Annotated in this window: 23 protein-coding genes and 1 tRNA gene; 16 read left to right on the top strand and 8 right to left on the bottom strand. The window is 55.0% G+C overall.

Annotated features, from left to right (window positions below):
* Positions 1-37 precede the first annotated feature (37 nt).
* Positions 38-802 (top strand): metallophosphoesterase family protein, encoded by a 765-nt coding sequence (locus tag EUU25_RS01050; protein ID WP_158897628.1) that lies wholly within the window; start codon positions 38-40, stop codon positions 800-802.
* 17 nt (positions 803-819) lie between these two features.
* A complete protein-coding gene (locus EUU25_RS01045; RefSeq protein ID WP_158897627.1) occupies positions 820-2,130 on the top strand; it encodes a M20/M25/M40 family metallo-hydrolase in 1,311 nt (436 codons plus the stop codon).
* 72 nt (positions 2,131-2,202) lie between these two features.
* Here the strand turns inward: EUU25_RS01045 and ctrA are convergent, their stop codons facing one another.
* The gene (gene ctrA / locus EUU25_RS01040; RefSeq protein WP_143776146.1) at positions 2,203-2,904 is read right to left on the bottom strand and encodes a response regulator transcription factor CtrA; all 702 of its coding nucleotides are present in this window, start codon (positions 2,902-2,904) and stop codon (positions 2,203-2,205) included.
* Positions 2,905-3,168: 264 nt separating this feature from the next.
* The gene (locus EUU25_RS01035; protein WP_158897626.1) at positions 3,169-4,059 is read right to left on the bottom strand and encodes a LysR family transcriptional regulator; all 891 of its coding nucleotides are present in this window, start codon (positions 4,057-4,059) and stop codon (positions 3,169-3,171) included.
* Positions 4,060-4,155: 96 nt separating this feature from the next.
* Between EUU25_RS01035 and EUU25_RS01030 the strand changes: the two genes are divergently transcribed.
* The 5 genes from EUU25_RS01030 (at position 4,156) to EUU25_RS01010 (ending at position 7,664) form a co-directional block, all read left to right on the top strand.
* Positions 4,156-4,869, top strand: coding sequence for a pirin family protein (locus EUU25_RS01030; protein ID WP_158897625.1), 714 nt, complete (start codon positions 4,156-4,158; stop codon positions 4,867-4,869).
* A 59-nt stretch (positions 4,870-4,928) separates the two neighbouring features.
* Positions 4,929-5,528 carry an NAD(P)H:quinone oxidoreductase gene (wrbA, locus tag EUU25_RS01025; protein ID WP_158897624.1) on the top strand — a complete coding sequence of 200 codons (600 nt, stop codon included), beginning with the start codon at positions 4,929-4,931 and terminating at the stop codon, positions 5,526-5,528.
* 128 nt (positions 5,529-5,656) lie between these two features.
* Positions 5,657-6,058 (top strand): alternative ribosome rescue aminoacyl-tRNA hydrolase ArfB, encoded by a 402-nt coding sequence (gene arfB, locus EUU25_RS01020; RefSeq protein WP_158897623.1) that lies wholly within the window; start codon positions 5,657-5,659, stop codon positions 6,056-6,058.
* A gap of 80 nt (positions 6,059-6,138) precedes the next feature.
* Complete coding sequence (locus tag EUU25_RS01015; protein WP_158897622.1) at positions 6,139-6,621, top strand: GAF domain-containing protein; 483 nt, start codon at positions 6,139-6,141, stop codon at positions 6,619-6,621.
* 149 nt (positions 6,622-6,770) lie between these two features.
* The gene (locus EUU25_RS01010; RefSeq protein WP_158897621.1) at positions 6,771-7,664 is read left to right on the top strand and encodes a glycine zipper 2TM domain-containing protein; all 894 of its coding nucleotides are present in this window, start codon (positions 6,771-6,773) and stop codon (positions 7,662-7,664) included.
* Positions 7,665-7,723: 59 nt separating this feature from the next.
* Here EUU25_RS01010 and EUU25_RS01005 read toward each other — a convergent pair whose 3' ends face one another.
* Entirely contained in the window at positions 7,724-8,479 is a 756-nt protein-coding gene (locus EUU25_RS01005; protein WP_158897620.1) for an arginyltransferase, read from the bottom strand.
* Between the two features lie 106 nt (positions 8,480-8,585).
* Entirely contained in the window at positions 8,586-9,806 is a 1,221-nt protein-coding gene (locus tag EUU25_RS01000; RefSeq protein ID WP_158897619.1) for a threonine ammonia-lyase, read from the bottom strand.
* A 57-nt stretch (positions 9,807-9,863) separates the two neighbouring features.
* On the opposite strand from EUU25_RS01000, the gene EUU25_RS00995 reads away from it, so the two are divergent.
* From EUU25_RS00995 to EUU25_RS00980, 4 genes are all read left to right on the top strand, one after another.
* A complete protein-coding gene (locus EUU25_RS00995; protein WP_158897618.1) occupies positions 9,864-10,733 on the top strand; it encodes an NAD(P)-dependent oxidoreductase in 870 nt (289 codons plus the stop codon).
* A complete protein-coding gene (locus EUU25_RS00990; RefSeq protein WP_158897617.1) occupies positions 10,730-12,442 on the top strand; it encodes an amidohydrolase in 1,713 nt (570 codons plus the stop codon). Before EUU25_RS00995 ends, EUU25_RS00990 begins: the two co-directional genes overlap by 4 nt.
* A complete protein-coding gene (locus EUU25_RS00985) occupies positions 12,442-13,461 on the top strand; it encodes an NADP-dependent oxidoreductase (RefSeq protein ID WP_158897616.1) in 1,020 nt (339 codons plus the stop codon). Before EUU25_RS00990 ends, EUU25_RS00985 begins: the two co-directional genes overlap by 1 nt.
* Before the next feature lie 206 nt (positions 13,462-13,667).
* On the top strand, positions 13,668-16,403 hold the full coding sequence (locus EUU25_RS00980; protein WP_158897615.1) for a TonB-dependent receptor: 2,736 nt from the start codon (positions 13,668-13,670) through the stop codon (positions 16,401-16,403).
* A 72-nt stretch (positions 16,404-16,475) separates the two neighbouring features.
* Here EUU25_RS00980 and EUU25_RS00975 read toward each other — a convergent pair whose 3' ends face one another.
* Together EUU25_RS00975 and EUU25_RS00970 are read right to left on the bottom strand one after the other, a co-directional pair.
* Positions 16,476-17,828 (bottom strand): DEAD/DEAH box helicase, encoded by a 1,353-nt coding sequence (locus EUU25_RS00975; protein ID WP_158897614.1) that lies wholly within the window; start codon positions 17,826-17,828, stop codon positions 16,476-16,478.
* A 121-nt stretch (positions 17,829-17,949) separates the two neighbouring features.
* On the bottom strand, positions 17,950-18,456 hold the full coding sequence (locus EUU25_RS00970) for a hypothetical protein (protein ID WP_158897613.1): 507 nt from the start codon (positions 18,454-18,456) through the stop codon (positions 17,950-17,952).
* Between the two features lie 106 nt (positions 18,457-18,562).
* Here EUU25_RS00970 and EUU25_RS00965 point away from each other — a divergent pair, with 106 nt between their 5' ends.
* The 3 genes from EUU25_RS00965 to EUU25_RS00955 are packed head-to-tail and all read left to right on the top strand — an operon-like array spanning position 18,563 to position 21,406.
* The gene (locus EUU25_RS00965) at positions 18,563-20,008 is read left to right on the top strand and encodes an FAD-binding oxidoreductase (RefSeq protein WP_246162826.1); all 1,446 of its coding nucleotides are present in this window, start codon (positions 18,563-18,565) and stop codon (positions 20,006-20,008) included.
* Between the two features lie 46 nt (positions 20,009-20,054).
* Complete coding sequence (locus tag EUU25_RS00960) at positions 20,055-20,834, top strand: SapC family protein (RefSeq protein ID WP_158897612.1); 780 nt, start codon at positions 20,055-20,057, stop codon at positions 20,832-20,834.
* 47 nt (positions 20,835-20,881) lie between these two features.
* Positions 20,882-21,406 (top strand): cytochrome b, encoded by a 525-nt coding sequence (locus tag EUU25_RS00955; protein ID WP_158897611.1) that lies wholly within the window; start codon positions 20,882-20,884, stop codon positions 21,404-21,406.
* 47 nt (positions 21,407-21,453) lie between these two features.
* Here the strand turns inward: EUU25_RS00955 and EUU25_RS00950 are convergent, their stop codons facing one another.
* Both EUU25_RS00950 and EUU25_RS00945 read right to left on the bottom strand, forming a co-directional pair.
* Positions 21,454-21,852, bottom strand: a complete 399-nt coding sequence (locus EUU25_RS00950) for a hypothetical protein (RefSeq protein WP_158897610.1) — start codon at positions 21,850-21,852, stop codon at positions 21,454-21,456.
* Between the two features lie 285 nt (positions 21,853-22,137).
* The gene (locus EUU25_RS00945) at positions 22,138-23,007 is read right to left on the bottom strand and encodes an N-formylglutamate amidohydrolase (RefSeq protein WP_158897609.1); all 870 of its coding nucleotides are present in this window, start codon (positions 23,005-23,007) and stop codon (positions 22,138-22,140) included.
* 134 nt (positions 23,008-23,141) lie between these two features.
* On the opposite strand from EUU25_RS00945, the gene cpdR reads away from it, so the two are divergent.
* Positions 23,142-23,519: a cell cycle two-component system response regulator CpdR gene (gene cpdR / locus EUU25_RS00940; protein ID WP_158897608.1), complete on the top strand. Its 378-nt coding sequence runs from the start codon at positions 23,142-23,144 to the stop codon at positions 23,517-23,519.
* Positions 23,520-23,562: 43 nt separating this feature from the next.
* A tRNA-Val gene (locus EUU25_RS00935) sits at positions 23,563-23,637 on the top strand.
* Positions 23,638-23,669 lie beyond the last annotated feature (32 nt).

Here is a 23,669-nt window from a genome sequence, read left to right as displayed (position 1 = left end):
TTCAAAGAGGGGGCCTTGCGCCTATATCGCGCGGACCATGTTAGGTCGCCTCTTTAAAAAAGCCGCTGCTGCGCGGCCGATTGATACCGCACGGGTGCCGGACGGAATGCGGGTCTATGCCATCGGGGATGTGCATGGCCGCGCCGATTTGCTGCACGAACTTCTCCTGAAGATCGAAGACGATAGCCTCGCACGTGGTGCCGCCGACACGCACATCATCTTTCTGGGTGATTTGATGGACCGCGGGCCGGACAGTGCTGGGGTTATCGAAACCGCCATGGCCCTGCGCGCTGCAGGCCGTAAGGTGCGCTTTCTGATGGGCAACCATGAAGAGGTATTCCTGCGCGCCTGCCGGAAAAATGACGCCAAGATCACGCGCTTCTTCATACGGATCGGGGGAGAGGCAACGGTCCTGTCCTACCCCATCACCCGCGCCGAATATATGGCGCTCGACATGCACGAACTGTCCGAACGGCTGCGGACGCTGGTGCCGCAAAGCCATCTGGAGTTTATCGACAGTTTTGAAGACAAGATCGTCATTGGCGACTATGCCTTCGTCCACGCGGGCATCCGCCCTGGCGTGCCCCTGGCGGAGCAGAAACCCAGCGATTTGCGCTGGATTCGAGAGGAATTTGTCGAGCACCGGGGTGACCTCGAAAAGGTCGTTATCTATGGCCACACCATCTACGACAAGGTCGAAGAGCGGGGTTCCCGGATCGGCATCGACACAGGCGCTTATGCTTCAGCCGAGTTAACAGCGATCGGATTGGAAGGCGGCGAACGCTGGTATTTGCAAACCTGATGCGGTAGCCCTACTCCATGAAAACACGCTTCCTTCTGGCGAGTCTGCTTGCCCTCGCCGCCACTTCCCCCGCAATCGCCGAAGAAAAAGCCAATCCGGAACGTTTAAAAGCTGACGTCGAAAAACTCGTCAGCTTCGGCACCCGCCACACACTTTCCTCCGCCACCGATCCAAAACGCGGAATCGGCGCAGCGCGGGCTTGGGCGAAAGCGGAGTTCGAAAAAATCGCGCAATCCTGCAAAGGATGCCTGACGACCGAGCTGCTCGAACGCACCATGTCCGGCCCCCGTGTTCCAAACGGCGTCAACATTGTCGACGTCCTTGCGATCAAGCCCGGTAAAATGGGCTGGAATCATGTCATCATTATCGCGGGCCATATCGACAGCCGAGTTTCCGATGTCATGGATTTCACAAAGGACGCGCCCGGCGCAAATGACGATGGTTCCGGCAGCGCGCTGGTGATCGAGGCGGCACGACTGATGGCCAAGCAGCCGCAGAGCGAAGCGACAATCGTGTTTGCTCTTTTGTCTGGCGAAGAACAGGGCCTGATGGGCGGACGGTTGCTCGCCGAAACCGCCAAGGAACGCGGCTGGAAAGTCACCGCCATGCTCAACAACGATATTGTCGGCAACACGGTTGGCACCGACGGGAGGAAGGTTGATTCGATTGTTCGCGTCTTCAGCGAAGGCATACGCGCCTCCGAAGACCTGACCGCCCAGATGGCGCGGCGTGGCAGCGGCGGCGAGGACGACGGAACAAGCCGGGGTCTGATGCGCTACGCCGACGGTGTGGCGGCCGCCAATCCAGGCATCGGCCTGGACGTGTTTGGCGTTCGGCGTCCCGACCGTTTTAGCCGTGGTGGCGACCATCTGCCGGCGCTTGAACTTGGCCTTCCGGCCATACGCTTCACCGTCGGTGTCGAAAACTACCACCACCAGCATCAGGATCTGAGGACGGAAAATGGCATCGAATATGGCGATACTGTCGACAAGATGGACTTTGCCTATTTGGCCAAGGTGACCGCATTGAACGTCGCAACAGCGTCCGCACTTGCCAGCGCCCCGCCCGCGCCTGAATCCGCAACGCTCGGCGGAGCCGTCTCATCGGACACAAGCGTGACTTGGACAGCAGCGCCCGGCGCGGTGCGTTACCGTGTCTATCAACGTCGCGCTGATGCGCAGGACTGGACGCTGGCCCAAGAGGTCGAGGGTACGGAAGCGCTTTTGAAAGGCTTGATCGTCGACGACCATTTCGTCGGCGTAAGCTCCGTAGGTAAAAACGGCGCCGAAAGCACGATCACGTTCGGCGGACTGCCTCCAAGGAAGTAATATCTGGATCAAAAAAAGGGCGCAGCCTCCTCAGACTGCGCCCTTTAGATAACTTCGGGTGTAAGCGGAAAATCAGGCAACCATGGGTTGTTCCATATCATCGAGATCACGCAGCACATAGCCACGGCCCCAGACGGTTTCGATATAGTTCTCACCGCCGCATGCCAGCGCCAGTTTCTTGCGCAGCTTGCAGATGAAAACGTCGATAATCTTGAGTTCGGGTTCGTCCATGCCACCATAGAGATGGTTCAGGAACATTTCCTTGGTCAATGTGGTGCCCTTGCGGAGCGAGAGGAGCTCCAGCATGGCATATTCTTTACCGGTCAGGTGGACGCGGCTGCCATCGACTTCAACGGTCTTGGCATCAAGGTTGACCGACAATTTGCCGGTCCGGATAACCGATTGCGAATGCCCCTTGGAACGACGCACCACGGCATGGATACGCGCAACTAGTTCTTCGCGATGGAAAGGCTTGGTAACATAATCGTCGGCGCCGAAGCCGAACGAGCGTACCTTGGAATCCATTTCCGAAATGCCAGAGAGAATAAGTACAGGCGTCTGAACCTTGGCGACGCGCAATTTCTTGAGCACATCGTAACCATGCATGTCTGGCAAGTTCAAATCGAGCAATATGATATCATAATCATAGAGCTTACCCAGATCGAGGCCTTCTTCGCCCAAATCAGTGGTGTAGACATTGAACCCCTCGGTCGCGAGCATCATTTCGATGGCCTTCGCCGTGGTGGGTTCATCTTCAATCAAAAGCACACGCATTGGGCAAACCCCTCTTTGCTTATTGCAACCCCGAAACACGAACGGACCGAACCGGATGTGTGTCGGGCTTTATTAACCATAAGGGAAATGAACTGAAAAGGTTAATTTCATCTTAACGTAGGGAATCCGGCGAGTCGCGAGGTCATGAGCTGCCAAAAAATGACTCAATTCCGCGGATTTAGGACTCGAACGGGTCTCGCAAATTTTTTTGAAAATTAAGACATCGATCGCCACTTAATCGTGCGAATTTAAGATTTTTGCGATCTAACGAAGCCTCTCAGTCAAAAATTCGATTAACGCCGTCACCCGTTGCGGGCGAATTTTCCCTGGCGGCGTTACGAGGTGAAGAGCCACCGGCGGCGTTTTCCAGTCTTCCAGAATTTCCACAACCGCCCCGCTAGCCAGATCATCTTCGATAATAAAATCGGGCACCACCGCAATGCCATGGCCTGACCGCAGACTATGGAGCATCACGTCGCTGTTGTTCGCACGCAAGCGGCCCTGTGGACGGACAGCAGCCTCCTCACCTTTGGAATTCACAAAACGCCATAGTTCGGGCGTTGGTAACAATGAATAACGCAGACATTCATGCTCGCCCAGCTCTGCGGGATGACGAGGGGCTCCCTTGAAATCGATATAGGATGGCGTCGCGACGATATAAGTTCTGACGTCGCGCAATTTGCATGCCCTTAAACTACTGTCCGGAAGGGCCGCAATACGTAAGCCGATGTCAAACCCCTCCCCAATCAGATCAACCTTTGCATCGCTTAGATGCATATCAATGCTAACACCGCGATAGGCGCATAAGAAATCTGCCACCACTCGGCCGACATTCGAAAGACCAAAGCTCATAGGCACTGCTAATCGCACCAGTCCCACAGGTTCGGACGCCTCGTCTCGCGCTGCCTCCTCTGCTGCTTGCCCCTCGGCTAAAATAGACTTGGCATGCTCGACCAAATTGGCCCCACTGTCCGTGAGAGCAAGGCGGCGGGATGTACGGTGAAACAATGGTGCACCTACCTGCGTTTCTAAGCGGGTGACCGCTTTTGAAACAGTTGCCTTGGAGAGGCCCAATGCGTCGGCCGCTCCTGTGAAGCTTTTATGCTCCACGACGCAGGCAAAAATGCTCCAGGCTTCAAAATCGGGTAATCGCATATTTGGAAACAATATGTTTCTAACGTTTCTATTTCAATCCTAATTCGCGAGCCTATTTAAAGTGCATGACATCCACCCTTTTGAAGGAGTGACATTATGACCGATACCAAAACCAGAATTGAAGTCCGCCCGTTTGAAAGTCTGGGCGCAGCAAATCATGGATGGCTTGACGCCCACCACCATTTTTCGTTCGCGGATTATTATGACCCAGCCTGCATGAATTGGGGCGCGATCCGCGTCTGGAATGACGACATCATCCAGCCCCAGTCGGGTTTCCCGCCGCATCCGCATGCCGATATGGAAATTGTGACCTATGTCCGCACCGGGGCGATCACCCACAAGGACAGCCTTGGAAATGAAGGTCGTACCGAAGCTGGTGATGTTCAGGTAATGAGTGCGGGAAGCGGGATTCGCCATGCTGAATATAATTTGGAAAACGAGGCGACAACGTTGTTCCAGATCTGGATCATGCCGAACCGCACGGGTGGTTCCCCAAGTTGGGGGGCAAAACCCTTCCCTAAGGACAGCCGGACCGGTGCATGGCAAGTGCTCGCCAGCGGCATGGAAGGCGACAGTGACGCATTGCCGATCCGCACAAACGCTCGCGTGGTCGGCGCGACGATCAAGGCCGGCGAGAGCTTGTCATATGAAGTAGGTGCAGGTCGCTCTGCCTATTTGGTTCCTGCTACGGGCGCGATTGAAATTGATGGGCATCACGCAAATGCCCGTGATGGCGTCGCGATCAAAGAAGGGCATATCACTGTAAAGGCTATTGAAGACGCGGAAATCGTCCTCGTTGATTCCGAATAATTTCAACTAGCCCCCACCCTATTGGGAAGGGGGCATCTATCCAAAAAAGGATATCTCCCATGACCAAAGTTCTTGTTCTCTATTATTCCAGCTACGGCCATCTTGAAACCATGGCAGAAGCAATTGCTGAGGGTGCGCGCAGTACCGGCGCCGACGTAACCATAAAGCGTGTGCCTGAAACAGCGCCATTAGAAGTCGCTCAAGCAGCGCATTTCAAGCTCGATCAGAAAGCCGAAGTTGCAACGGTTGATGAGCTCAAGGAATATGATGCAATTGTCGTGGGCACCGGAACCCGGTTTGGCCGGATGTCCAGTCAAATGGCGAGTTTCTGGGATCAAGCTGGTGGCGTCTGGATGCGTGGAGAGTTGAACGGCAAGGTCGGCGCAGCCTTTACCTCGTCTGCGACCCAACATGGCGGTCAGGAAACCACGCTGTTTTCCATTATCACCAATTTGCTGCACTTCGGCATGACGATCGTAGGACTGGACTATGGGTTTGCGGGCCAGATGCGTAACGACGAAGTAACCGGCGGTGCACCTTATGGTGCCACGACGATTGCGAATGGAGATGGTAGCCGCCAACCCAGCGAAACCGAGCTTGAAGGAGCACGCTATCTGGGCAAGCGCGTCGCCGAAACGGCCGCCAAACTATCGGCCTGATCAATGTCGGAACGACAGGGGCATTGGAGTGCGGATGCTTTGGCACAGTCCGCATGCAATGTCCTTGCCGTGACACATTCGGCGTTTCGACTAGATTGATCACCATTGGGCGCTTAGAGACGGCAGCTATGGCGTACACCTTGCCCGAAGATCTGATTGAAGAGACCTTTCTCGCTTCCACTGGACCGGGCGGGCAGAATGTGAACAAGGTCGCAACCGCCTGCCAGTTGCGGATTGATGTCTTTGCGCTCGGCCTTGAACCTTATGCCTTTCGGCAATTGAAGCTTCTGGCAGGGAGCAAATTGACCATGGGCGGCGAATTGATCGTCACCGCACGGAACCACCGCACACGCGAGGCAAACCGGCAAGAAGCGCGCGATCGTGTCATCGAACTGATTGATCGAGCCCATATCCGTAAGCCACGCCGCGTCGCGACCAAGCCCAGTAAAGCTGCCAAGGCGCGACGTGTTGACGCAAAAAAGGGTCGGTCCACAATCAAGAAAAATCGCGGAAAAGTAAGTTACGATTGAACCCGCCATCTAGTGAAAATCAAAATTGGATCGTTCAATATCAGTAGGCAACTATCGGTGTTTCTTTTAGAGGTAGCGCCATGTTTGAATTTGCAATCAATTCCGTCGCCCCGAAATATGAACTTTATCACGAACTGGTTCGGTCGGCAGACGCGTTGACCGATGGCGAAACCGACGCCGTTGCGAATATGGCCAACGTCGCGGCCTTGCTTTGGGAATATCTTCCGGACGTCAATTGGACCGGTTTCTACCGGATGGTGGACGGCGAATTGGTTTTGGGGCCGTTCCAGGGCAAAGCAGCGTGTATACGTATTGCAGTAGGCGAAGGCGTTTGCGGCACGGCGGCTGCGAGTGGCGAAACACAGTTGGTTGCGGATGTTCACGCTTTTCCAGGGCACATTGCCTGCGACGCCAATAGTGCATCCGAACTGGTCGTCCCAGTCAAACGCAAAGGCGAAGTTATCGCCGTCATTGACTTGGACAGCCCATCGCTGATGCGTTTCGATGCGGACGATGCTGCGGGCATTGAGGCACTGGCAGAAGTGCTCGCAAACCGGATTTAATTCAACTGCCTCATTTTGGAACAATGCCTTGTTAGAGCAAGCATTTTACATGCGTTGGATTCGCCAGCAGACACAAAAAATGTTAATAGCCCTTTAACCATTGGCACCGGCATTTTCCGGCGCACACGATGCTTGGGGAGTCGTTAACTATGAGAACCGTTCTATTATCAGGCGCTGCAGCTATCGGACTATTGTCGGCGGCACCATCCTATGCGGGCGAATCGCCGGCGCCAGCCGCGGTATCTGTGCAGAAGAAGTCGACGGTTATCGTGAAACAGGCCGGACCTGACCGCACCAGCGATTTTCGTGAACCAGAATATAGTCCCGAAATGCGCCCCAATGCGCAGGTTTATAACTGGAGCGATGATGCCGTATTCGCAGCACCAGATGGATCCAGCTATAAATATGATGGTGAATGGGACGGGAAACATGTCGATCCGCAAGGCCGGGTCTTTGAAGGCGACTGGAGCGGCCGTGTAACACGCCAGACAGGAGCGACCGCAGGCTTCCCCGCCCCGCCGCCCCACGCACGGATGCCACAAGGCGAACCGGACTATGGTGACGATGGCGAAAGCTATGAGGAAGAATATTATGAGGAAGACGCATATGCTGTTCCTCCTGGCTATGAAAATTATGAGCGTTGCCTGAAAAGCAATGGCGTCAAAGGCGCTGCAATTGGTGCATTGTTAGGCGGCGCCCTCGGCAATCGCATTGCTGGACGCGGCAACCGCACCGGTGGCACCTTGGTAGGTGCTGGCATCGGCGGTCTGTTAGGCGTGGCGGTCGAAAAGGCCAATGACAAGTGTAAGCAGCATCGTCCGCGCTACCCGCGTCATCCAGGATATCATGGGCAGCAATATTATGGCTGGGGCGGTGGCTATTATTACTATCCGCAGGCGCCTGTTGTAACGATCACCATGCAGCCCACAGTGACCACAACCACGACGGTGACCGAAGAAATCTACTATGAAACGGTGCGTGCGAAGCCGCGCAAAAAGGTCGTCCGCAAATGGAAGCCAAAACCACGCTGCGTGTGCCGGTAAATTGATTTGAGTTGCCGCTGCGGCGTGGCGGCAACCTAATTAATGCATGTTCGTTTGATTTAAGCTGTCGGCTCTAGCACAGCTGGCTCGAATCGTTCCCAACCTTCAGGGCCGAGGCGCTCGAGCGGTGTGTAGCGGATTTTATACTGCATGCGAGCAGCACCTTCGACCCAATAGCCCAGATATACATAAGGCAGTCCCGCCGCCTTGGCGCGCATGATATGGTCGAGAATGATATAATTACCGAGACCCAGCCGACCCTCAGCATCGGGGTCGTAGAAGCTGTAAATCATCGACAGACCGTCTGCCTGTTGATCCGTCAAGCAGGCACCCACAAGTTCACCCAATCGGCCGAAACGGCCTGGAGTGCGATATTCAATGACGTTGCTGCGGACGGGTGACTGTTCGACCATGTCGGCATAGTCCATATCGTCCATATTGGTCATTCCACCAACCGGATGCCGTTTGCCGAGATAACGGCGCAACAAATCATATTGCTCGGAAGTTGACCAAGGACGGCAGGCGCTGACAACCAAATCGGAATTGCGACGGATTATCCGGCGCTGCGTCGTATTAGGCTGAAAATCATTTGTGAGGACGCGCACCGACACACAGGCTTTGCAATCGATGCAGCTCGGCCGGTACGCAACATTCTGGCTACGGCGAAAACCGATACGGCCAAGCGCATCGTTCAATTCGTCGGCATGGGGACCGTTCAGTTCGGTAAAAACCTTCCGCTCTGTCTTCCCTGGCAAATAGGGGCACGGACCTGGGTTAGTGACAAAAAAACGAGGAAACCGAACGGGTGCGCTCATCGAGTAAAGATCCCCAAGACCTAAATGTTGGTGAATTATTTACACTGTATGCACTGATGTCAGTATTGTGAAAAGAGCATTTACCATGAAAGTTGCAAACAGCCCGTTACTTGTTGAGTTCGACGCGTTCCACAAGGTAACCGGCTCCATTCAAGCCATCCACAAGCCCTTGTAATTGCTCGGCGTCTCTCGCTTCGCATTCAATGTCTGTGATTAAGCCTTTGGCGGGCAGAGTGGTGAAAATCCGCTGGTGGTAAATCTCGATTATATTGACGTTATGCTCATTAAACAAACGCATCACTTTATACAGCGCACCCGGGCGATCCTGCAGTGTGAGCCGCAAGCGTGCAAGCCGTCCGGAACGGGCAAGATCTCGCAAAAGGACATTCGCCAGCAACCGTGTGTCGATATTGCCACCACACAAAACGACGCCAACATTCTTGCCTGCGAAGATGTCGGGGTTGGCCATCACCGCTGCAAGTCCTGCCGCACCGGCACCCTCCACCACAGTCTTTTCAATTTGCAGCAACAAGCTAACGGCAGTTTCAAGCTGCGCTTCGCTAACCAGTACGATATCATCAACCAAGTCACGAATGACTTCGCTTGTAAAACTGCCGGGTATTTTGACAGCAATGCCTTCCGCTAGAGTATCGCCTTCACAGGGCAGTTGCTGGTTTTTCAACAATGCGTACATGGACGGATATAATTCCGCCTGCACACCGATCAGGCCGATATCCGGTTTTAACGCGCGCGCCGCAGTCCCCATACCCGATAACAACCCACCACCCCCGATCGGAACGACGAGCATATCGAGCGAAGGAATGCTCTCGAGCATCTCCAGAGCCACAGTTCCCTGTCCTGCGGCAACATCGGGATCGTCGAACGGATGGACAAAGGTCAAACCCTGTTCGGCTTCCAAAAGGCGGGCATGCTTATAGGCATCGTCAAATGTTTCGCCGTGTAAGACGACTTTGCCGCCTACGCTTTCGGTCTGCATTACTTTTACGGTCGGCGTAGGAATCGGCATTACGATCGTCACCGGGATCCCGAGACGCGTACCATGATAGCTGAGGCCCTGTGCATGGTTGCCAGCAGAGGCCGCGATAACACCTTTGGAGCGCTGTTCATCTGTGAGGAGCAGCAAGGCGTTTAAGGCTCCCCGTTCTTTATACGCAGCGGTGAACTGAAGATTTTCGAATTTCAGATAAATGTTCGCGCCCGTCAGTTTGGACAGCGTCTGGCTGTGCAAGGTGGGGGTAGCCACAATGGATTCACGAATACGCCCATGGGCGGCGCGGATATGATCGAGCGTTAGTAAGTCTGACATGGTGCCCGCGCACTATCCTATCTGGCGCTTGCTGCAAACACAGATTACAGCACACCCATGACTAGAATAGCTTTCATCGGTTTGGGCGTCATGGGAGGCCCTATTGCGCGGCATTTGAAACAGGCAGGGCATGACCTGACGGTATACAACCGTTCGCGTGCAAAGGCGGAGGCGTGGGTTGCTGCCTATGGTGGCACATTGGCCACATCCCCTGCAGAGGCAGCGCGCGAATCTGAAGTCGTTATTTCCTGCGTAGGTACCGACGATGATCTCTCTGGTGTCACGCTGGGTCGTGACGGTGCATTTGCAGCCATGGCCAAGGGAAGCCTCTATATCGACCATACTACCGTGTCGGCGCGCATCGCCCGGCAATTGGGCGTCGAAGCCAAGTCGCGCGGACTGCTGGTTGTCGACGCGCCATTGACGGGCGGACAGATTGGCGCCGAAAATGGCACATTGTCCATCATGTGCGGTGGCAGTGAAGCATCCATGGATGCCGCCCGTCCGATCATGGAACCTTATTCGAAACGCATCGTCCATGTCGGCGGCCCAGGCACCGGACAAACGACGAAGATGTGTAACCAAATCGCATTTGCCGGCGTGATCCAGTCGCTTTCCGAAGCCTTGCGATTTGCACAGTCGGCAGAACTGGATGTCGCCAAAGTTTATGAGGCGATATCCGGCGGCGCGGCGCAGAGCTGGCAAATGGACAACCGCTGGGCCACGATGGCGGAAGAAAAATTTGATTTCGGTTTTGCCGTAGACTGGATGCGCAAGGATCTGGGACTAGCCTTTGAAGAGGCCCGCGCCTTGGGCGCGACGCTGCCGATTACAGCATTGATCGATCAATTTTACGCCGACGTTCAGCAAATGGGCGGTGGTCGGCTGGACACCAGCGCAATAGTGAAAAGGTTACCCAAGGGATGATAAAGGCTGTGCGCACCCGATATTTATTAGGCACTCTATGCGCCCTGTTCTCCGTTGCGGTTACAGCGCCTGCTCTTGCTGACGGACTTGTCGAAAATGTAAACGGCATCACGCTGGATGCCGAGGGTAAGGTCATCCGTTTCAACGCCGTTCTGATCGGTAAGGACGGTAAGGTGACAGAGCTTCTCACCAAAAAGGACAAGCTGCCGCCCAGACTTGATTTCCGCCATGATGGCAAAGGCGCCACGATGTTGCCGGGTCTGATCGACGCCCATGGCCATGTCATGGGTCTCGGATTCCAGTTGCTCACCCTTGATCTATCGGCAACCAACAGCCTTGCCGAAGCGCAGGCGGCCATTCGCGAGTATGCCGCCAAAAATCCGGACCGGCGCTGGATCATCGGACGAGGATGGAATCAGGAAAAATGGGGCTTGGGCCGCTTTCCCACCGCAGCCGACCTTGATGCGGCGGTCGGCGACCGTCCTGTCTGGCTGGAACGTGTCGATGGCCATGCCGGTTGGGCCAACAGCCGCGCGATGGAGATTGCTGGCGTTACGGCGGCATCCAAATCGCCGCCAGGGGGGCGGATTGAAATGGCTGGTGCCAAGCCCAGTGGCATCTTCGTCGATGCGGCTTCAGAACTGGTTGGGAAATTTGTGCCCACACCGAAGCCTGCCGAACGGGATATTGCATTAGGCGAAGCGCAAAAGAAGCTTCTTTCGCAGGGCATCACAGCCATCGCCGACATGGGTACGTCTTTAGACGACTGGCAAAGCTATCGCCGTGCGGGCGACAGCGGTTGGCTTTCGATACGCATATTCGGGTATGCTGGCGGTATAGACAATATGGTGGCAATTGCCGGTCCCCGGCCGACACCATGGCTTTATGACGACAAGCTACGCCTAGGTGGCGTTAAGCTCTATCTTGATGGCGCTTTGGGAAGCCGCGGGGCTTGGCTCAAAAAACCTTATGCCGATGCTCCCGGCCAGACAGGTCTGCAATTTCTCGCAAGCGCCGAAATTCGCAACCTTATGGTGCGCGCGTCAATGGATGGGTTCCAGACCGCCATCCACGCCATCGGTGATGCCGCCAACGCCGAAGTGATCGGCGCGATTGAAGAGCTTTCCGAAACCTATAAGGATGACCGGCGCTGGCGGATTGAGCATGTGCAGATTGTTGATCCGGTAGATCTGCAGAAACTTGGCAAGCATGGGATCATTTCCTCGATGCAACCTGTGCACCAGACATCCGACCGCATCATGGCAGAGGCCAGGCTGGGACAGGAACGGCTAAAAGGCGCCTATGCCTGGCAATCCATCGCGAAAGCTGGCGGCAAACTGGCGTTTGGATCGGATGTGCCCGTTGAGTCCGCTGACCCCTTTGCCGGACTCGCTACCGCGATGACGCGGGAAGATGCTGCCGGGCAGCCTTTCGGCGGTTGGCGTCCGGAAGAGCGTGTATCGCGGGAACAGGCCCTGGCTGGCTTTACCATAGGCGCCGCATACGCGGCTTTTGCCGAAGGTAAAGTTGGTTCACTCACGCCCGGCCATCATGCGGATTTCATATTGATCAATGTTGACCCGTTGCTTGCAAGCCCTGCGGAACTGCGTAAAGCTGTTGTGTCAGAAACATGGGTTGGCGGAAGACCGGCCTATCAAAACGAAGCGGCAACCGCCGTGCAAAATGAAAAAGATGGAGAGAGACGATAATGGCACGCGCATGGACTTTGGCTAGCCGTCCGGCAGGACTTCCCAACGACAGCAATTTTGCAATGATTGAGACGCCTGACGCCCCGTTGGCGGAAGGCGAATTTCGCGTGAAGAACAGTTGGCTCTCCGTTGACCCATATATGCGGGGACGGATGAACGATGCAAAAAGCTACGCGGATCCGTTTCAGTTGGGTGAACCGATGACGGGCGGAGCCGTCGGCACAGTGACCGATAGCCGTAATGCAGACTTTCCAGTGGGTGCAAAGGTGCTGCATATGGGCGGGTGGCGCGACACTGTGGTATTTGGTGGTGGAAATACGTCACCTGCAGGAATGCCCCCTGCCCGTTTGCCCGATCTGGGCGTTCCCGATCAGCATTGGCTTAGCATTATCGGAATGCCCGGAGGGACGGCCTGGTTTGGATTGTTGAAAGTTGCCGAAGCAAAGGCCGGCGAAGTGATATTCGTGTCGGCTGCGGCGGGCGCTGTTGGTTCGACCGTTACACAAATCGCAAAAGCCAAGGGAATGAAAGTCATCGGTTCAGCCGGTGGCGCCGACAAATGTGCATGGGTGAAGGAACTCGGCGCAGACGCCGTTATCGATTACAAGGCAGGCAAAGTGCTGCCACAATTGATGACCGCCCTAAAAGAGATAGGCGAGTCCGGCATTGATGTATATTTCGACAATGTGGGTGGCGAGCATTTCGATGCGGCGCTTGCAACATCGCGCGAATGGGCACGATTTGCGATTTGCGGGATGATTGACGTCTACAACGACTTCAAAGCACAGCCGATGCAGTATCTCCCCATGATCATAGGCAAGCGCGTTACCATCAAGGGCTTTTTATATCCCGATTTCTACGCACAGGTCCCTGAATTCAACGCCGACATGGCGCAACTGATCACATCAGGAGCCGTAACAGGCCGCGAAACGGTCAAGGAAGGTCTGGAGAAGACTCCCGAGGCATTTCTTGGACTTTTCAGCGGCGAAAATACCGGCAAGATGCTTGTAAAGCTCTGAATTAAAGCTTTTTATATTCATGATGCATGCGCGATGGGCCGTCCGGGCAGCACCCGGGCGGCCTTTATTCCGTAACGTCAACTCCGCGATTGTTGCACAATAGCATCACTCTCGAAATTTCGCGGGATTCCGCGCTTTACCGCGATGACATTCGTATGCGCATTGGGTAGGTAGCGGCAAAACAATTTAAAACAGGAGAGAAGAAGATGTTGCGACGTGTGACCCCCATAAGCCACGCCCTCAGACTATCGGCAGCGTGCATTGCGCTTGCCATTCCTGGCGCAGTCTATGCGCAGGAAGAACCCCAAGCAGAAGAAGCAGCCACTCAGGACGATGAAATCGTTGTGACAGCGCAAGGCCGCACCCAGCTTTTGTCCGACGTTCCCGTCGCTATTTCGGCCGTAAATGCTGAAACGCTGCAGAACAGCGGCGCGAACGACATCCGCCAGTTGAACCAAGTTGCTCCTTCGTTGCTGGTGTCTTCAACCGGTTCGGAAGCAAACGGTTCGGCACGTATCCGCGGCATCGGTACGGTTGGTGATAACCCCGGCCTTGAAAGTTCGGTTCCTGTCTTTATCGACGGCGTCTATCGTTCACGTTCAGGCATCGGCTTGAACGAGCTTGGCGAAATCGACCGCGTCGAAGTGCAGCGTGGTCCGCAAGGTACGCTTGGCGGCCGTAACTCGTCTGCCGGTTTGATCAGCATCTATTCGAAGAAGCCCGAGTTCACATTCGGCGGCAGCGGCGAGCTGACCTATGGCAATTATGATTTCATGCGTGCGGCAACCAGCTTCACCGGTCCCATTACCGAGCAACTCGCATTCCGCGTTGATGGCGTTTATGTAAAGCGCGACGGTTTCTACCGCGACGATCAAAACGGGCGTGATGTCAATAATCGGGATCGTTATTTCCTGCGTGGCCAGTTGCTGTTCGAACCCTCGGATGCGCTGTCTGTACGTCTGATCGCGGACTACACATTCCGGAAGGAAGAATGTTGCGCCGCGACTTATGTCGACGGCACAGTTAATCAGTTCATCGGCAATTTGAACAATCCTTCAACGCCGCTGACTCCGTTGCAGACCACCGGTAACAACATCATTAACGTGCTCCGTGACCTTGGTCAGCCCTTGGCGGCGTTCAACCAAGGTTATGGCCGACTGATATCGGTCAGCCCGAACCGCGTTTTTACGGGCGAAACCAAAGATTACGGCTTTTCGGGCCAGATCGACTATGACCTGGGCGGGGCATCTTTGACCTCAATCACTGCTTATCGCCAATATCGTTCGGGTCAGGCATCCGATACCGACTATAGCGAAGTCGACATCTTGTACCGCGCACCGAGCGACGATGCCTATCGCCAGTTCCACACATTTACGCAGGAGCTGCGCTTGCAGGGCGAGGCCTTTGGCGGAAAACTCGACTGGCTGGTGGGTGGCTTCTACGCCAATGAAAAGCTGACTGTTCGGGACAATTTGCGTTTCGGCAACCAATATGGGCGTTTCGCAAACTGCCGCATTGTTTCCGGTGGCGGTCTGGCCTTTGCCTACAGCCCGACATCGCAAAGCTGTATCAACCCTGCCTTGCGCCCAACCGTTTCGGGCGCGCTGGGTGCTGCTGGCCCGCTCGTTTTGGCGGCGTTGGATCGCCTCGACACCATGAACGATGTCGGGACGACGAACGACCGTTATTTCCAGAACGGCACCAACTGGGCGCTTTTCACGCACAATATCTTGCATATCACCGATACGCTCGATCTGACCCTTGGTCTGCGGTACACGTCTGACAAGAAGAAGTTCAACGCCACATTCGGCAATGACAACACAATCTGTACTGCCAACCAGGCGGCGCTTGGTTCGCTGCTGACAACGCCATTAGCGGCAACTGCCGGCGGGATTATCGGACTATCTTGCCAGGGTAACTCGACCGCAGAACTGAATGGCGTATCCATTCGGGATTCACGGAGCGAAGACGAGTTCACCGGCACCGCTATCTTGTCTTGGAAGCCAACCGACGATCTTCTGCTCTACACCAGCTTTGCACGTGGTTATAAAGCAGGTGGCTTCAATTTGGACCGTTCGGCACTGAAATCCCCAATCGCCACCTTCGCCTCTGTAGGGGGTGCGCAAGCCTTGGTTGCCAATCTTCAGTTCGACCCCGAACTGGTGGACAGCTATGAAATTGGTGCAAAATATTCGACCGGTCCGTTCAGCCTCAGCCTGTCGGCCTTCCGTTCGGATTTCAGCAACTTCCAGCTGAACACCTTCAACGGCACCGTGTTCCTTGTTCAAACCATTAATGGCTGTTCGACGAGCCTCGGTGGTGCCGATCGCGATTTGAGCTCGGCAACGGGCGCATGTGCGGCAGGTGATGTCGGCTATGGTGTTCGCGCGGAGGGCTTCGAACTGGAAGCATCGCTGGTACCGGCCCGCAACTTCCGCGTCGCCGCTGGCCTGACCTATTCTAACACAGGCTATCGCAACAATCTGGTCGGCAACAAATCAGGCGCTCCGCTTGACGCTGCTCTCCGCAAGCTTCCGGGCGACAATCTTTCAAACGCGCCTGAGTTGGTTGCAACATCCAGCGTGACCTGGACCCCTGAAATCGGAAGCGGCGGCCTGACCGGTCTCGTTTATTTCGATGGACGTCTCACAGGCGATTATAACACCGGTTCCGACCTGTTCCCGCAAAAGGAACAGAATGGTTTTGCCGTGTTCAATGCGCGGATCGGTCTGCGTGGTCCCGACGAAGCGTGGGGCATAGAATTGTGGGGCCAAAATATCTTCAACCAGGATTATGCTCAGGTGGCGTTCAATACGCCATTCCAGGCTGGAACCACTTCGGCTCCCTTCGTGGATCCGCAATATCCCGGTGGTCGCCAGATCTTCTCGCAGTTCCTCGCCGAACCGCGGACATATGGGATCACGCTTCGCGGCAAGTTCTAAGACCCCGCGACAAACCCAACAAAAAAAGGCCCGCAGCGATGCGGGCCTTTTCTATTTCAGGTCTGTAAATTTTTAGCTGCCGAAACCGACGCTCAAAAATCCGGGCATTGGACCGTTCCAACCTTCATCACCGACAACTGCTTCCGGTGCCGGCTTCGGCTCTGATTTCACGCGCACCGGTTTTTCAGCAACAGGCTTTTCCGTACGGGGCGCTTTCGCTTCCACCGGCTTTTCAGCCTTTTCCTTGGGAGCAGCCGCCTTACGGCCGCGCTTGGCCGGAGCCTTTTCGTCTTTTTCGGCTGCAGGTGCCTCGACCTTGCCGAGGCGCACAATTTTATTACCGATCAGCTTCTCGATATTCTCGATCGCTTCTTCGTCCGCCTTGGTTACAAAGGTAAAGGCCTTGCCCTTGGCCCCTGCCCGCCCGGTACGGCCGATACGGTGCACATAGTCATCCGGGTGCCAAGGCGCATCGAAGTTGAACACATGGCTTACGCCCTTGACGTCCAGCCCGCGTGCCGCGACGTCGGACGCGACCAGAAAGTCGATATCGCCGTTCTTAAATGCTTCGAGCTGCTTCTGCCGTGTTGCCTGATCAATATCGCCATGGATTTCGCCCGAACGCAGTCCGTGCCGTTGAAGACTGGTGTTAAGCTCGCGGACCGTGGTTTTGCGGTTGCAGAAGATAATCGCGTTCGATGCCTTTTCACTACGGATCAAATCGCGCAGCACTTCACGCTTCTTCATCGGCGTCACATTGACAAGAAATTGCTCGATATTGGTGTTTGCCGTGGCAGGGCGCGCCACTTCGATATATTTCGGGTTCGACAGAAACTTGTCCGCCAGCTTCTTGATCGGAGGCGGCATGGTCGCGGAGAACAGCAACGTCTGTCGCGTCGTGGGCAATTTGGTGCAAATATGTTCAATGTCGGGAATGAAGCCCATGTCCAACATGCGGTCCGCTTCGTCGATCACCAGCATTTCGCAACCGGTCAGCAATATTTTCCCGCGTTCGAACAGGTCCATCAGGCGACCGGGCGTCGCAATCAGAACGTCGACACCCTTTTCCAGCGCCTTGACCTGATCACCCATTTGCACGCCGCCGATGAGCAGCGCCATGGAAAGCTTGTGATATTTACCGTATTTTTCAAAGTTTTCGGCAACCTGCGCAGCGAGTTCACGCGTCGGTTCCAAAATCAGGCTCCGCGGCATACGGGCGCGGGCGCGGCCGTTGGCGAGCACATCGATCATGGGTAAAACGAAGCTTGCTGTCTTCCCCGTTCCGGTTTGCGCAATCGCGATCAGGTCGCGCATCATCTGCACTTGTGGGATCGCAGCGGCCTGTATGGGGGTTGGCTCATCGTAGCCAGCCTCGGTCACGGCCTTCAATAATTCATCAGACAAGCCGATATCGGCAAAACGCATAAGATTGTTCCGGAAAAGCGATAAGGGCCAAACAACGGAGCCGAAGCGCGTCTTGGCTTGCGCGGCCTTTGGTCTGCCAAGGCGCAAATGTCAAGGAAATTGGCGGTATCGGCTAGGCTGGTTAGCGGGGGACAAGCAAGCGGAACTTATCCACCTCGCACTTTGCACCCGTGCGGGCGTGCAACAGGTCACGGTCGACACATAGCTTTCCGTCAAAGGGGCGTTCCATATAGGCACCAGCGTAAAATTCCCGTGCCAGACATCCGTCGCCCAGATAGGCCCTTATGAGCACACCGTCCCTTGTAAGCAGCTCCAGCGTATCCTTCGTTCCAGGACGTGAACCGGCCAGCTTGTCGATCCAAAGGCACTTGCCGATTTTCTGCTCTTTATATTTGACCACGACCGGCTTTTTGGATTTTGCCGCCGGCGCGCTCATGGGCGCAAATGACTGGCTCGGAAGACGCACAATAACGCGTTGGTCAACCCGAACCTGATAGAAACGATCTTTCAACCGGAGGATCGGCGCGAAGGCATTATCCGAAGGCATGACTTCAATTTGCGCCAGTGCATCCCGCGACACTGCCGTCAAAGCAATTCCCAAAACGATGATGGCCAAGGCAATGCGCAAAAGTGAATCCGGTATCGAGTTGAAGTTCGGACGGCTTTAGCCGATAGGGTTGAACAGGGTATGAATTGGGCAAGTCCTCGCCGCTGTCAATGATTTGGAATAGGTTGTGCCAAATATAGATGTTTTATCCGAATTGAAGGACTTTTTGGGCCCCAAAGGCTTTCAGGAAGACCCTCAGGAAATGGCTCCCTGGCTGACCGATTGGCGGGGTCGTTACACGGGGCGTGCTGCGGCTCTTGTTTCACCTGCCAATACGCAAGAGGTAGCGGAAGTCATCCGTCGGGCGGCGCGACACCGGATCGCGATCGTGCCGCAGGGCGGCAATAGCGGTATGGTGGCAGGCGCCACCCCGGATGCGAGCGGCGACCAGATTATTCTATCCCTGCGTCGAATGGACGGCATAATCGAATTCGATACCGACAGCGGTCTTGTCCACTGTCAGGCAGGGGTAATTCTCCAAAATCTGCATGATGCCGCCGCAACAAAGGGGCGCCGCTTTCCCCTTACCCTTGGCGGAAAAGGATCGGCCACGATAGGAGGGCTGATTTCGACCAATGCCGGAGGCACTCAAGTGCTCCGGCACGGCACCATGCGCCATTTGGTGGCAGGGGTAGAAGCGGTGCTTCCCGACGGATCGATTTACGACGGCCTGTCGCCGCTGAAGAAAGACAATCGCGGCTATGATTTGAAGCATCTCCTCATTGGTGGCGAGGGGACGATTGGCATCGTCACATCGGCAATTGTACAAACCGTTCCTGCGCTGGTCGACCGCTGCGTCGTTTGGGTTGGAGTTGAAAGCCCCGAACATGCCTATCGCCTGCTTTTATTCATGCAAACACGCGCTCGCGAAAGGCTCGAAGGCTTCGAGATTCTACCGCAGCGCGCGCTCAATGCCGTTGTAAAGCACATAGCAGGGACCAGAGCACCCCTCGAAACCGAACATTCATGGCACGTTCTTATGGAACTTGTGCAGGACGATCCGAACCAGTCTGCTCCCGCTACGCTCGCGACAAATCTTCTGGAGCAAGCCATTGAGGCTGCGATGATCGAGAACGCGACCCTGGCAAGTAGCGAGGCGCAGGCCGAAGCTTTTTGGAAAATTCGCGACTCGATTGCAGAAGCAGAGCGTGCCGAAGGCCCTGCTCTGCAGCACGACATCAGCGTACCAGTCGCTGCTATGTCCCGGTTCATCATCCAGGAATCACCCGTCATTGAACAGAAATGGCCGGGGACCAAAACGGTAGCCTTTGGCCATTTGGGGGATGGGAATATCCATTTTCATGTGAAGGCACCCGTGGGTGTCGACACAGTTCAGTGGTACGCGACAGATGGGAAGGTCATTACGTCCCATATCTATGACCGCGTGGTGGCCTATGCGGGCTCCCTTTCGGCGGAACACGGCATTGGCCAATCCAAAATTGCCGAATTTGCGCGGCTGTCCGATCCAACGCGGATATCTGCGCTGCAGGCCATCAAAAACGCTTTTGATCCGTTGGGCATCATGAATCCCGGTAAACTTGTTCCACTTGCGCAAATGCCCATGTCCGCCTAAAGCGCCGCATCAATTTTTGTCGCAATAACAACATATGGAGTCTCCAATGGCCACCGCGCCCCAAGCCGCTAACTTGCCGCTTCTTTACAAGGACCTAGTTCCTCTCAACAGCAATGAGCATGCGACTTGGAAGTCGCGTATGCTCGAAAATGCGAAGTTCATGGATGGCCAACACGCCATTCCGCTGACGATTGAGGAGTTTGTTCCTGCATCGCGCAATTTTCCTATTATCTTTTCGGCGTCGGACACTCCGGTTCCTTTGGTGCTGATGGGCATGAATGAAGGCGTCAACACCTTCATGAATGACGAAGGCCAATTTGATCGCCCCGTTTATGTGCCCGCCTATATTCGTCGCTATCCCTTCATGCTCGCAAAGCTGCGTCCCGATACCGACGAGCTCTCACTCTGCTTTGACCCCACATCGGGCGCTGTTGGCGATTATGAGGAAGGCACGCCTCTTTTTGATGGCACCGACCCCAGCGAAAACACCAAAGCAATTTTGAAGTTCTGCGAAGATTTCGAAAATGCCGGTGCGCAGACCCACGCCTTTGTCGAAGAATTGCAAAAGCTTGACTTGCTCATGGATGGCGAAGTGTCGATCCAGCAGGACGGTCTTGAAAAGCCCTATATCTATCGCGGCTTCAAGATGGTCGATGAGAGCAAGCTACGCGAATTGCGCGGCGATGCGGTTCGCAAGCTGAACCAAAATGGTATCCTCGCCCTGATCCACGCACATCTCTTCTCGCTGCAGTTGATGCGCGAAGTATTTGCAGTTCAGGTGGCACAAGGTAAGGTGCCTCAAGTGACGGAATTGCCAACCGGTTGATTTTAGGCTTATCATGCCGTCACTTCGTTTCTTGAGGGAGTGACGGCATGACAAAATATAGCAAGACCGCAATTGCGCTGCATTGGATTATTGCAATCTTGATCGTTGCCAACGTCGTTTTGGCAAGCATGTCCGAAGATCTTCCGCGCGCGGCTCGTGCCGCTTATATGGACCCGCACAAGGCGATCGGGATCTCCATATTGGTCCTGTCCCTATTCCGCCTGTTCTGGCGCATCGGTCACAAGCCGCCGCCTCTTCCTGAAAAAATAACGGGTTGGCAGAGCACGCTTGGAAAGGCCGTCCACGCGCTGTTTTATTTCCTCATCATCGCTGTCCCTGTCACAGGCTGGCTGATGGTGTCCGCGCGTCCTGACGCACCGCCTGTCGATTTCTTTGGCCTTTTCGCTCTTGATCTTCCCATCGCCGATAGCAAAGCCCTATCCGGCTTTGGGCATGAAGGTCACGAAATACTGACGAAACCGCTGGTCATTCTTATCTTCCTCCATGTTCTGGGTGCTCTCAAGCATCAGTTCATGGATCGGCTGCCCTTCTTGCAGCGCATGTTCCCCTGAATTCACGAATAGGTGCGCGCCCTACGCAATGTGCCATCGGTGAGTATCTAGGTTGATCGTTCGTCCAGCGCAGCGGCCTGAGCATACAGCAGGTCGCGCGCATCATCACCGAGCATTTCGTGAAGCAGACGTTCAAATTGCGGGCGATTGCGGAGAGAGGCCCATCGAAGAGCTTGGACCATTACCATCTCGTCCACGCTCGGCATTGCGCAACATGGTCTGTGCAATGCGAAGGGTTCCGGCCATATCTGCGTCACCGTTTCGATGAATAGACTGAAACGCACAACACGGCGTTCGGAATGAAGATAGGTAAGCAGTCGACTGTGGGGGTCCATCGCGGCCTTGCGCAACAGGCACCAGCTACGCGCAGCTAGTATATAGCGGGCGTCGCCTGCCGGCATTTCCAATAGGGTTAGGCGATATGGGCTGAATTGATCGATGAGCATGGAGAATCTCCTATGCCTCCACTGTTATTGATATCAATTCGCAATATCAATTATATCTTCATGCTTTGTCGTTTTAAGCCTGTGAAAGGCTCTATTTACCCCTGCTTCTGTAAAATATTAGCCCTGCAGACTTGATTTTGAAACATATCCTCCCCATTCTCGGCTCAGGACGGAAATATCCCCTCCCATTTTCGTCCTATCGGTGCCGTTAGGCGGCACCACCTCCCTGAACCTTGGCCACCCCGAATTTATTCGGGGTGGTTTTTTTCTGGGTGATTATGTGGCCTATTCCGCCGCAATCAGCGTCGCGGAGCCCAGAGCCTGGTTCGCCAAAGAGCGCACAAGATTTGCCACCAAAAGCGAAATAGAGCCAACCAGGTGAGTCGGCTCGCGCAGGTGCGAATCAAGATAAAGTGACCGATCCACTTCCAATTGCAGCGCATGCACATTGGAGCGCGGCCGCGCATGACGGCGCAGGATATGTTCACCTGAATAAGGATGGTTGAGCGCCGCGCGATATCCTGACAATCGGATTTGCTCCACCAAAAGCTCGGAATAGGGTGAAGCACAGCTTTGCCCGAAACGGTCGCCAACCACGAATTGAGGTGGAGTGCCGCTTTGTGCCTGCCGGATCGGGGGCATGCTGTGCAGGTCCACAAGGATGGCGACACCGAACTTTGCGCGCATCTGCTTCAAAAGCGCTTCAATTTCCTCATGATAGGGCCGGTGATAACTCTCAATGCGTGCATTGATGTCGTCCATTTCAAACTGACATTTCCAAATATCCCCATCGCCCGCTAGGCGCCGAGGAACAAGGCCAAGCCCGCCCCGTTGTTTCAAGCCAGGCGCCGGATAATCCGAAGCTTTCGCGTTTCGAACCATTTCGACATCGAGGTCCCGCTCGTCCCGGTTGAGATCAATCCACGCCCGCGCCTTATGTGCGACAATAGCAGGGACTCCGTTCCCGACAGATGCGCGCAGCAGCAAATCGGCATAACGATCCTCAAGCCGTATCAGGGATTCGCGCGGCAGACGCAGCGACTGGAAAATGATTTCCGGATAATCCCGGCCAGCATGCGGAACGGAGAGAAGGACAGGAGCGGACATTTGCTGTCGACCGTAAACGGTAAATCCGTCCTTCTCTGTCATGGTCATTGCACACCGTCCTGCTACCTTGTCGGTGTCTTGCCACATTTTAGCGCTTTTGGTGTAAAAAATTAAAACTCTGCGATTAAGGCACGACGATGTGGTGTGCGATTGATTCCGCACAAAAAGGAAAAGGACGTTCGATGACCCGTATTTTGCTTGCAGAAGATGAACAGGCAATGCGTGAATATCTGGCACGGGCGCTGGAGCGGTCCGGATATGAAGTCGTGTCCGTCGACCGGGGCACTGAAGCGGTTCCCCTTCTGGAAAGCGAGCATTTCGACCTGCTTTTGACCGACATCGTCATGCCGGAAATGGACGGCATTGAGCTTGCACGCCATTGCAGCAAGGTATCGCCACAAACCGAAGTCATGTTCATCACAGGTTTTTCGGGCGTTGCGTTGCGCGCCGGTGAGACGATGCCCAATGCCAAAATATTGTCCAAACCCTTCCATCTGAAGGATCTGGTGCTTGAGGTTGAACGCCTGTTCGCCAAGGAAAGCTTCGGCGAGCTTAAATAGGCTTGAATGATACGGCAAGCCCCGCTAGAGGCTGCCGCAGCGTGGGCGTATAGCTCAGTGGTAGAGCACTGTGTTGACATCGCAGGGGTCGCAAGTTCAATCCTTGCTACGCCCACCATTAAAAACCCCGCCTTCCCAATGGGTTGGCGG

This window comes from Sphingorhabdus lacus, assembly GCF_009768975.1.
GTDB classification, from domain to species: domain Bacteria; phylum Pseudomonadota; class Alphaproteobacteria; order Sphingomonadales; family Sphingomonadaceae; genus Sphingorhabdus_B; species Sphingorhabdus_B lacus.
Note: the sequence above shows the minus strand (reverse complement) of the source record. Positions and strands in the feature narration are given on the sequence as shown.

What these genes read in the sequence shown, in the direction of transcription:
- EUU25_RS00980 (WP_158897615.1), top strand. Translation starts at nt 13,668, where the DNA reads ATGTTGCGACGTGTGACCCCCATAAGCCACGCCCTCAGACTATCGGCA.
- EUU25_RS01005 (WP_158897620.1), bottom strand. Translation starts at nt 8,479, where the DNA reads ATGAGCGCACCCGTTCGGTTTCCTCGTTTTTTTGTCACTAACCCAGGT.
- wrbA (WP_158897624.1), top strand. Translation starts at nt 4,929, where the DNA reads ATGACCAAAGTTCTTGTTCTCTATTATTCCAGCTACGGCCATCTTGAA.
- EUU25_RS00995 (WP_158897618.1), top strand. Translation starts at nt 9,864, where the DNA reads ATGACTAGAATAGCTTTCATCGGTTTGGGCGTCATGGGAGGCCCTATT.
- arfB (WP_158897623.1), top strand. Translation starts at nt 5,657, where the DNA reads ATGGCGTACACCTTGCCCGAAGATCTGATTGAAGAGACCTTTCTCGCT.
- EUU25_RS01030 (WP_158897625.1), top strand. Translation starts at nt 4,156, where the DNA reads ATGACCGATACCAAAACCAGAATTGAAGTCCGCCCGTTTGAAAGTCTG.
- EUU25_RS00990 (WP_158897617.1), top strand. Translation starts at nt 10,730, where the DNA reads ATGATAAAGGCTGTGCGCACCCGATATTTATTAGGCACTCTATGCGCC.
- EUU25_RS01035 (WP_158897626.1), bottom strand. Translation starts at nt 4,059, where the DNA reads ATGCGATTACCCGATTTTGAAGCCTGGAGCATTTTTGCCTGCGTCGTG.
- cpdR (WP_158897608.1), top strand. Translation starts at nt 23,142, where the DNA reads ATGACCCGTATTTTGCTTGCAGAAGATGAACAGGCAATGCGTGAATAT.
- EUU25_RS00985 (WP_158897616.1), top strand. Translation starts at nt 12,442, where the DNA reads ATGGCACGCGCATGGACTTTGGCTAGCCGTCCGGCAGGACTTCCCAAC.
- EUU25_RS01000 (WP_158897619.1), bottom strand. Translation starts at nt 9,806, where the DNA reads ATGTCAGACTTACTAACGCTCGATCATATCCGCGCCGCCCATGGGCGT.
- EUU25_RS00945 (WP_158897609.1), bottom strand. Translation starts at nt 23,007, where the DNA reads ATGACCATGACAGAGAAGGACGGATTTACCGTTTACGGTCGACAGCAA.
- EUU25_RS00950 (WP_158897610.1), bottom strand. Translation starts at nt 21,852, where the DNA reads ATGCTCATCGATCAATTCAGCCCATATCGCCTAACCCTATTGGAAATG.
- EUU25_RS00960 (WP_158897612.1), top strand. Translation starts at nt 20,055, where the DNA reads ATGGCCACCGCGCCCCAAGCCGCTAACTTGCCGCTTCTTTACAAGGAC.
- EUU25_RS00975 (WP_158897614.1), bottom strand. Translation starts at nt 17,828, where the DNA reads ATGCGTTTTGCCGATATCGGCTTGTCTGATGAATTATTGAAGGCCGTG.
- EUU25_RS01050 (WP_158897628.1), top strand. Translation starts at nt 38, where the DNA reads ATGTTAGGTCGCCTCTTTAAAAAAGCCGCTGCTGCGCGGCCGATTGAT.
- EUU25_RS01015 (WP_158897622.1), top strand. Translation starts at nt 6,139, where the DNA reads ATGTTTGAATTTGCAATCAATTCCGTCGCCCCGAAATATGAACTTTAT.
- EUU25_RS00955 (WP_158897611.1), top strand. Translation starts at nt 20,882, where the DNA reads ATGACAAAATATAGCAAGACCGCAATTGCGCTGCATTGGATTATTGCA.
- EUU25_RS01010 (WP_158897621.1), top strand. Translation starts at nt 6,771, where the DNA reads ATGAGAACCGTTCTATTATCAGGCGCTGCAGCTATCGGACTATTGTCG.
- ctrA (WP_143776146.1), bottom strand. Translation starts at nt 2,904, where the DNA reads ATGCGTGTGCTTTTGATTGAAGATGAACCCACCACGGCGAAGGCCATC.
- EUU25_RS01045 (WP_158897627.1), top strand. Translation starts at nt 820, where the DNA reads ATGAAAACACGCTTCCTTCTGGCGAGTCTGCTTGCCCTCGCCGCCACT.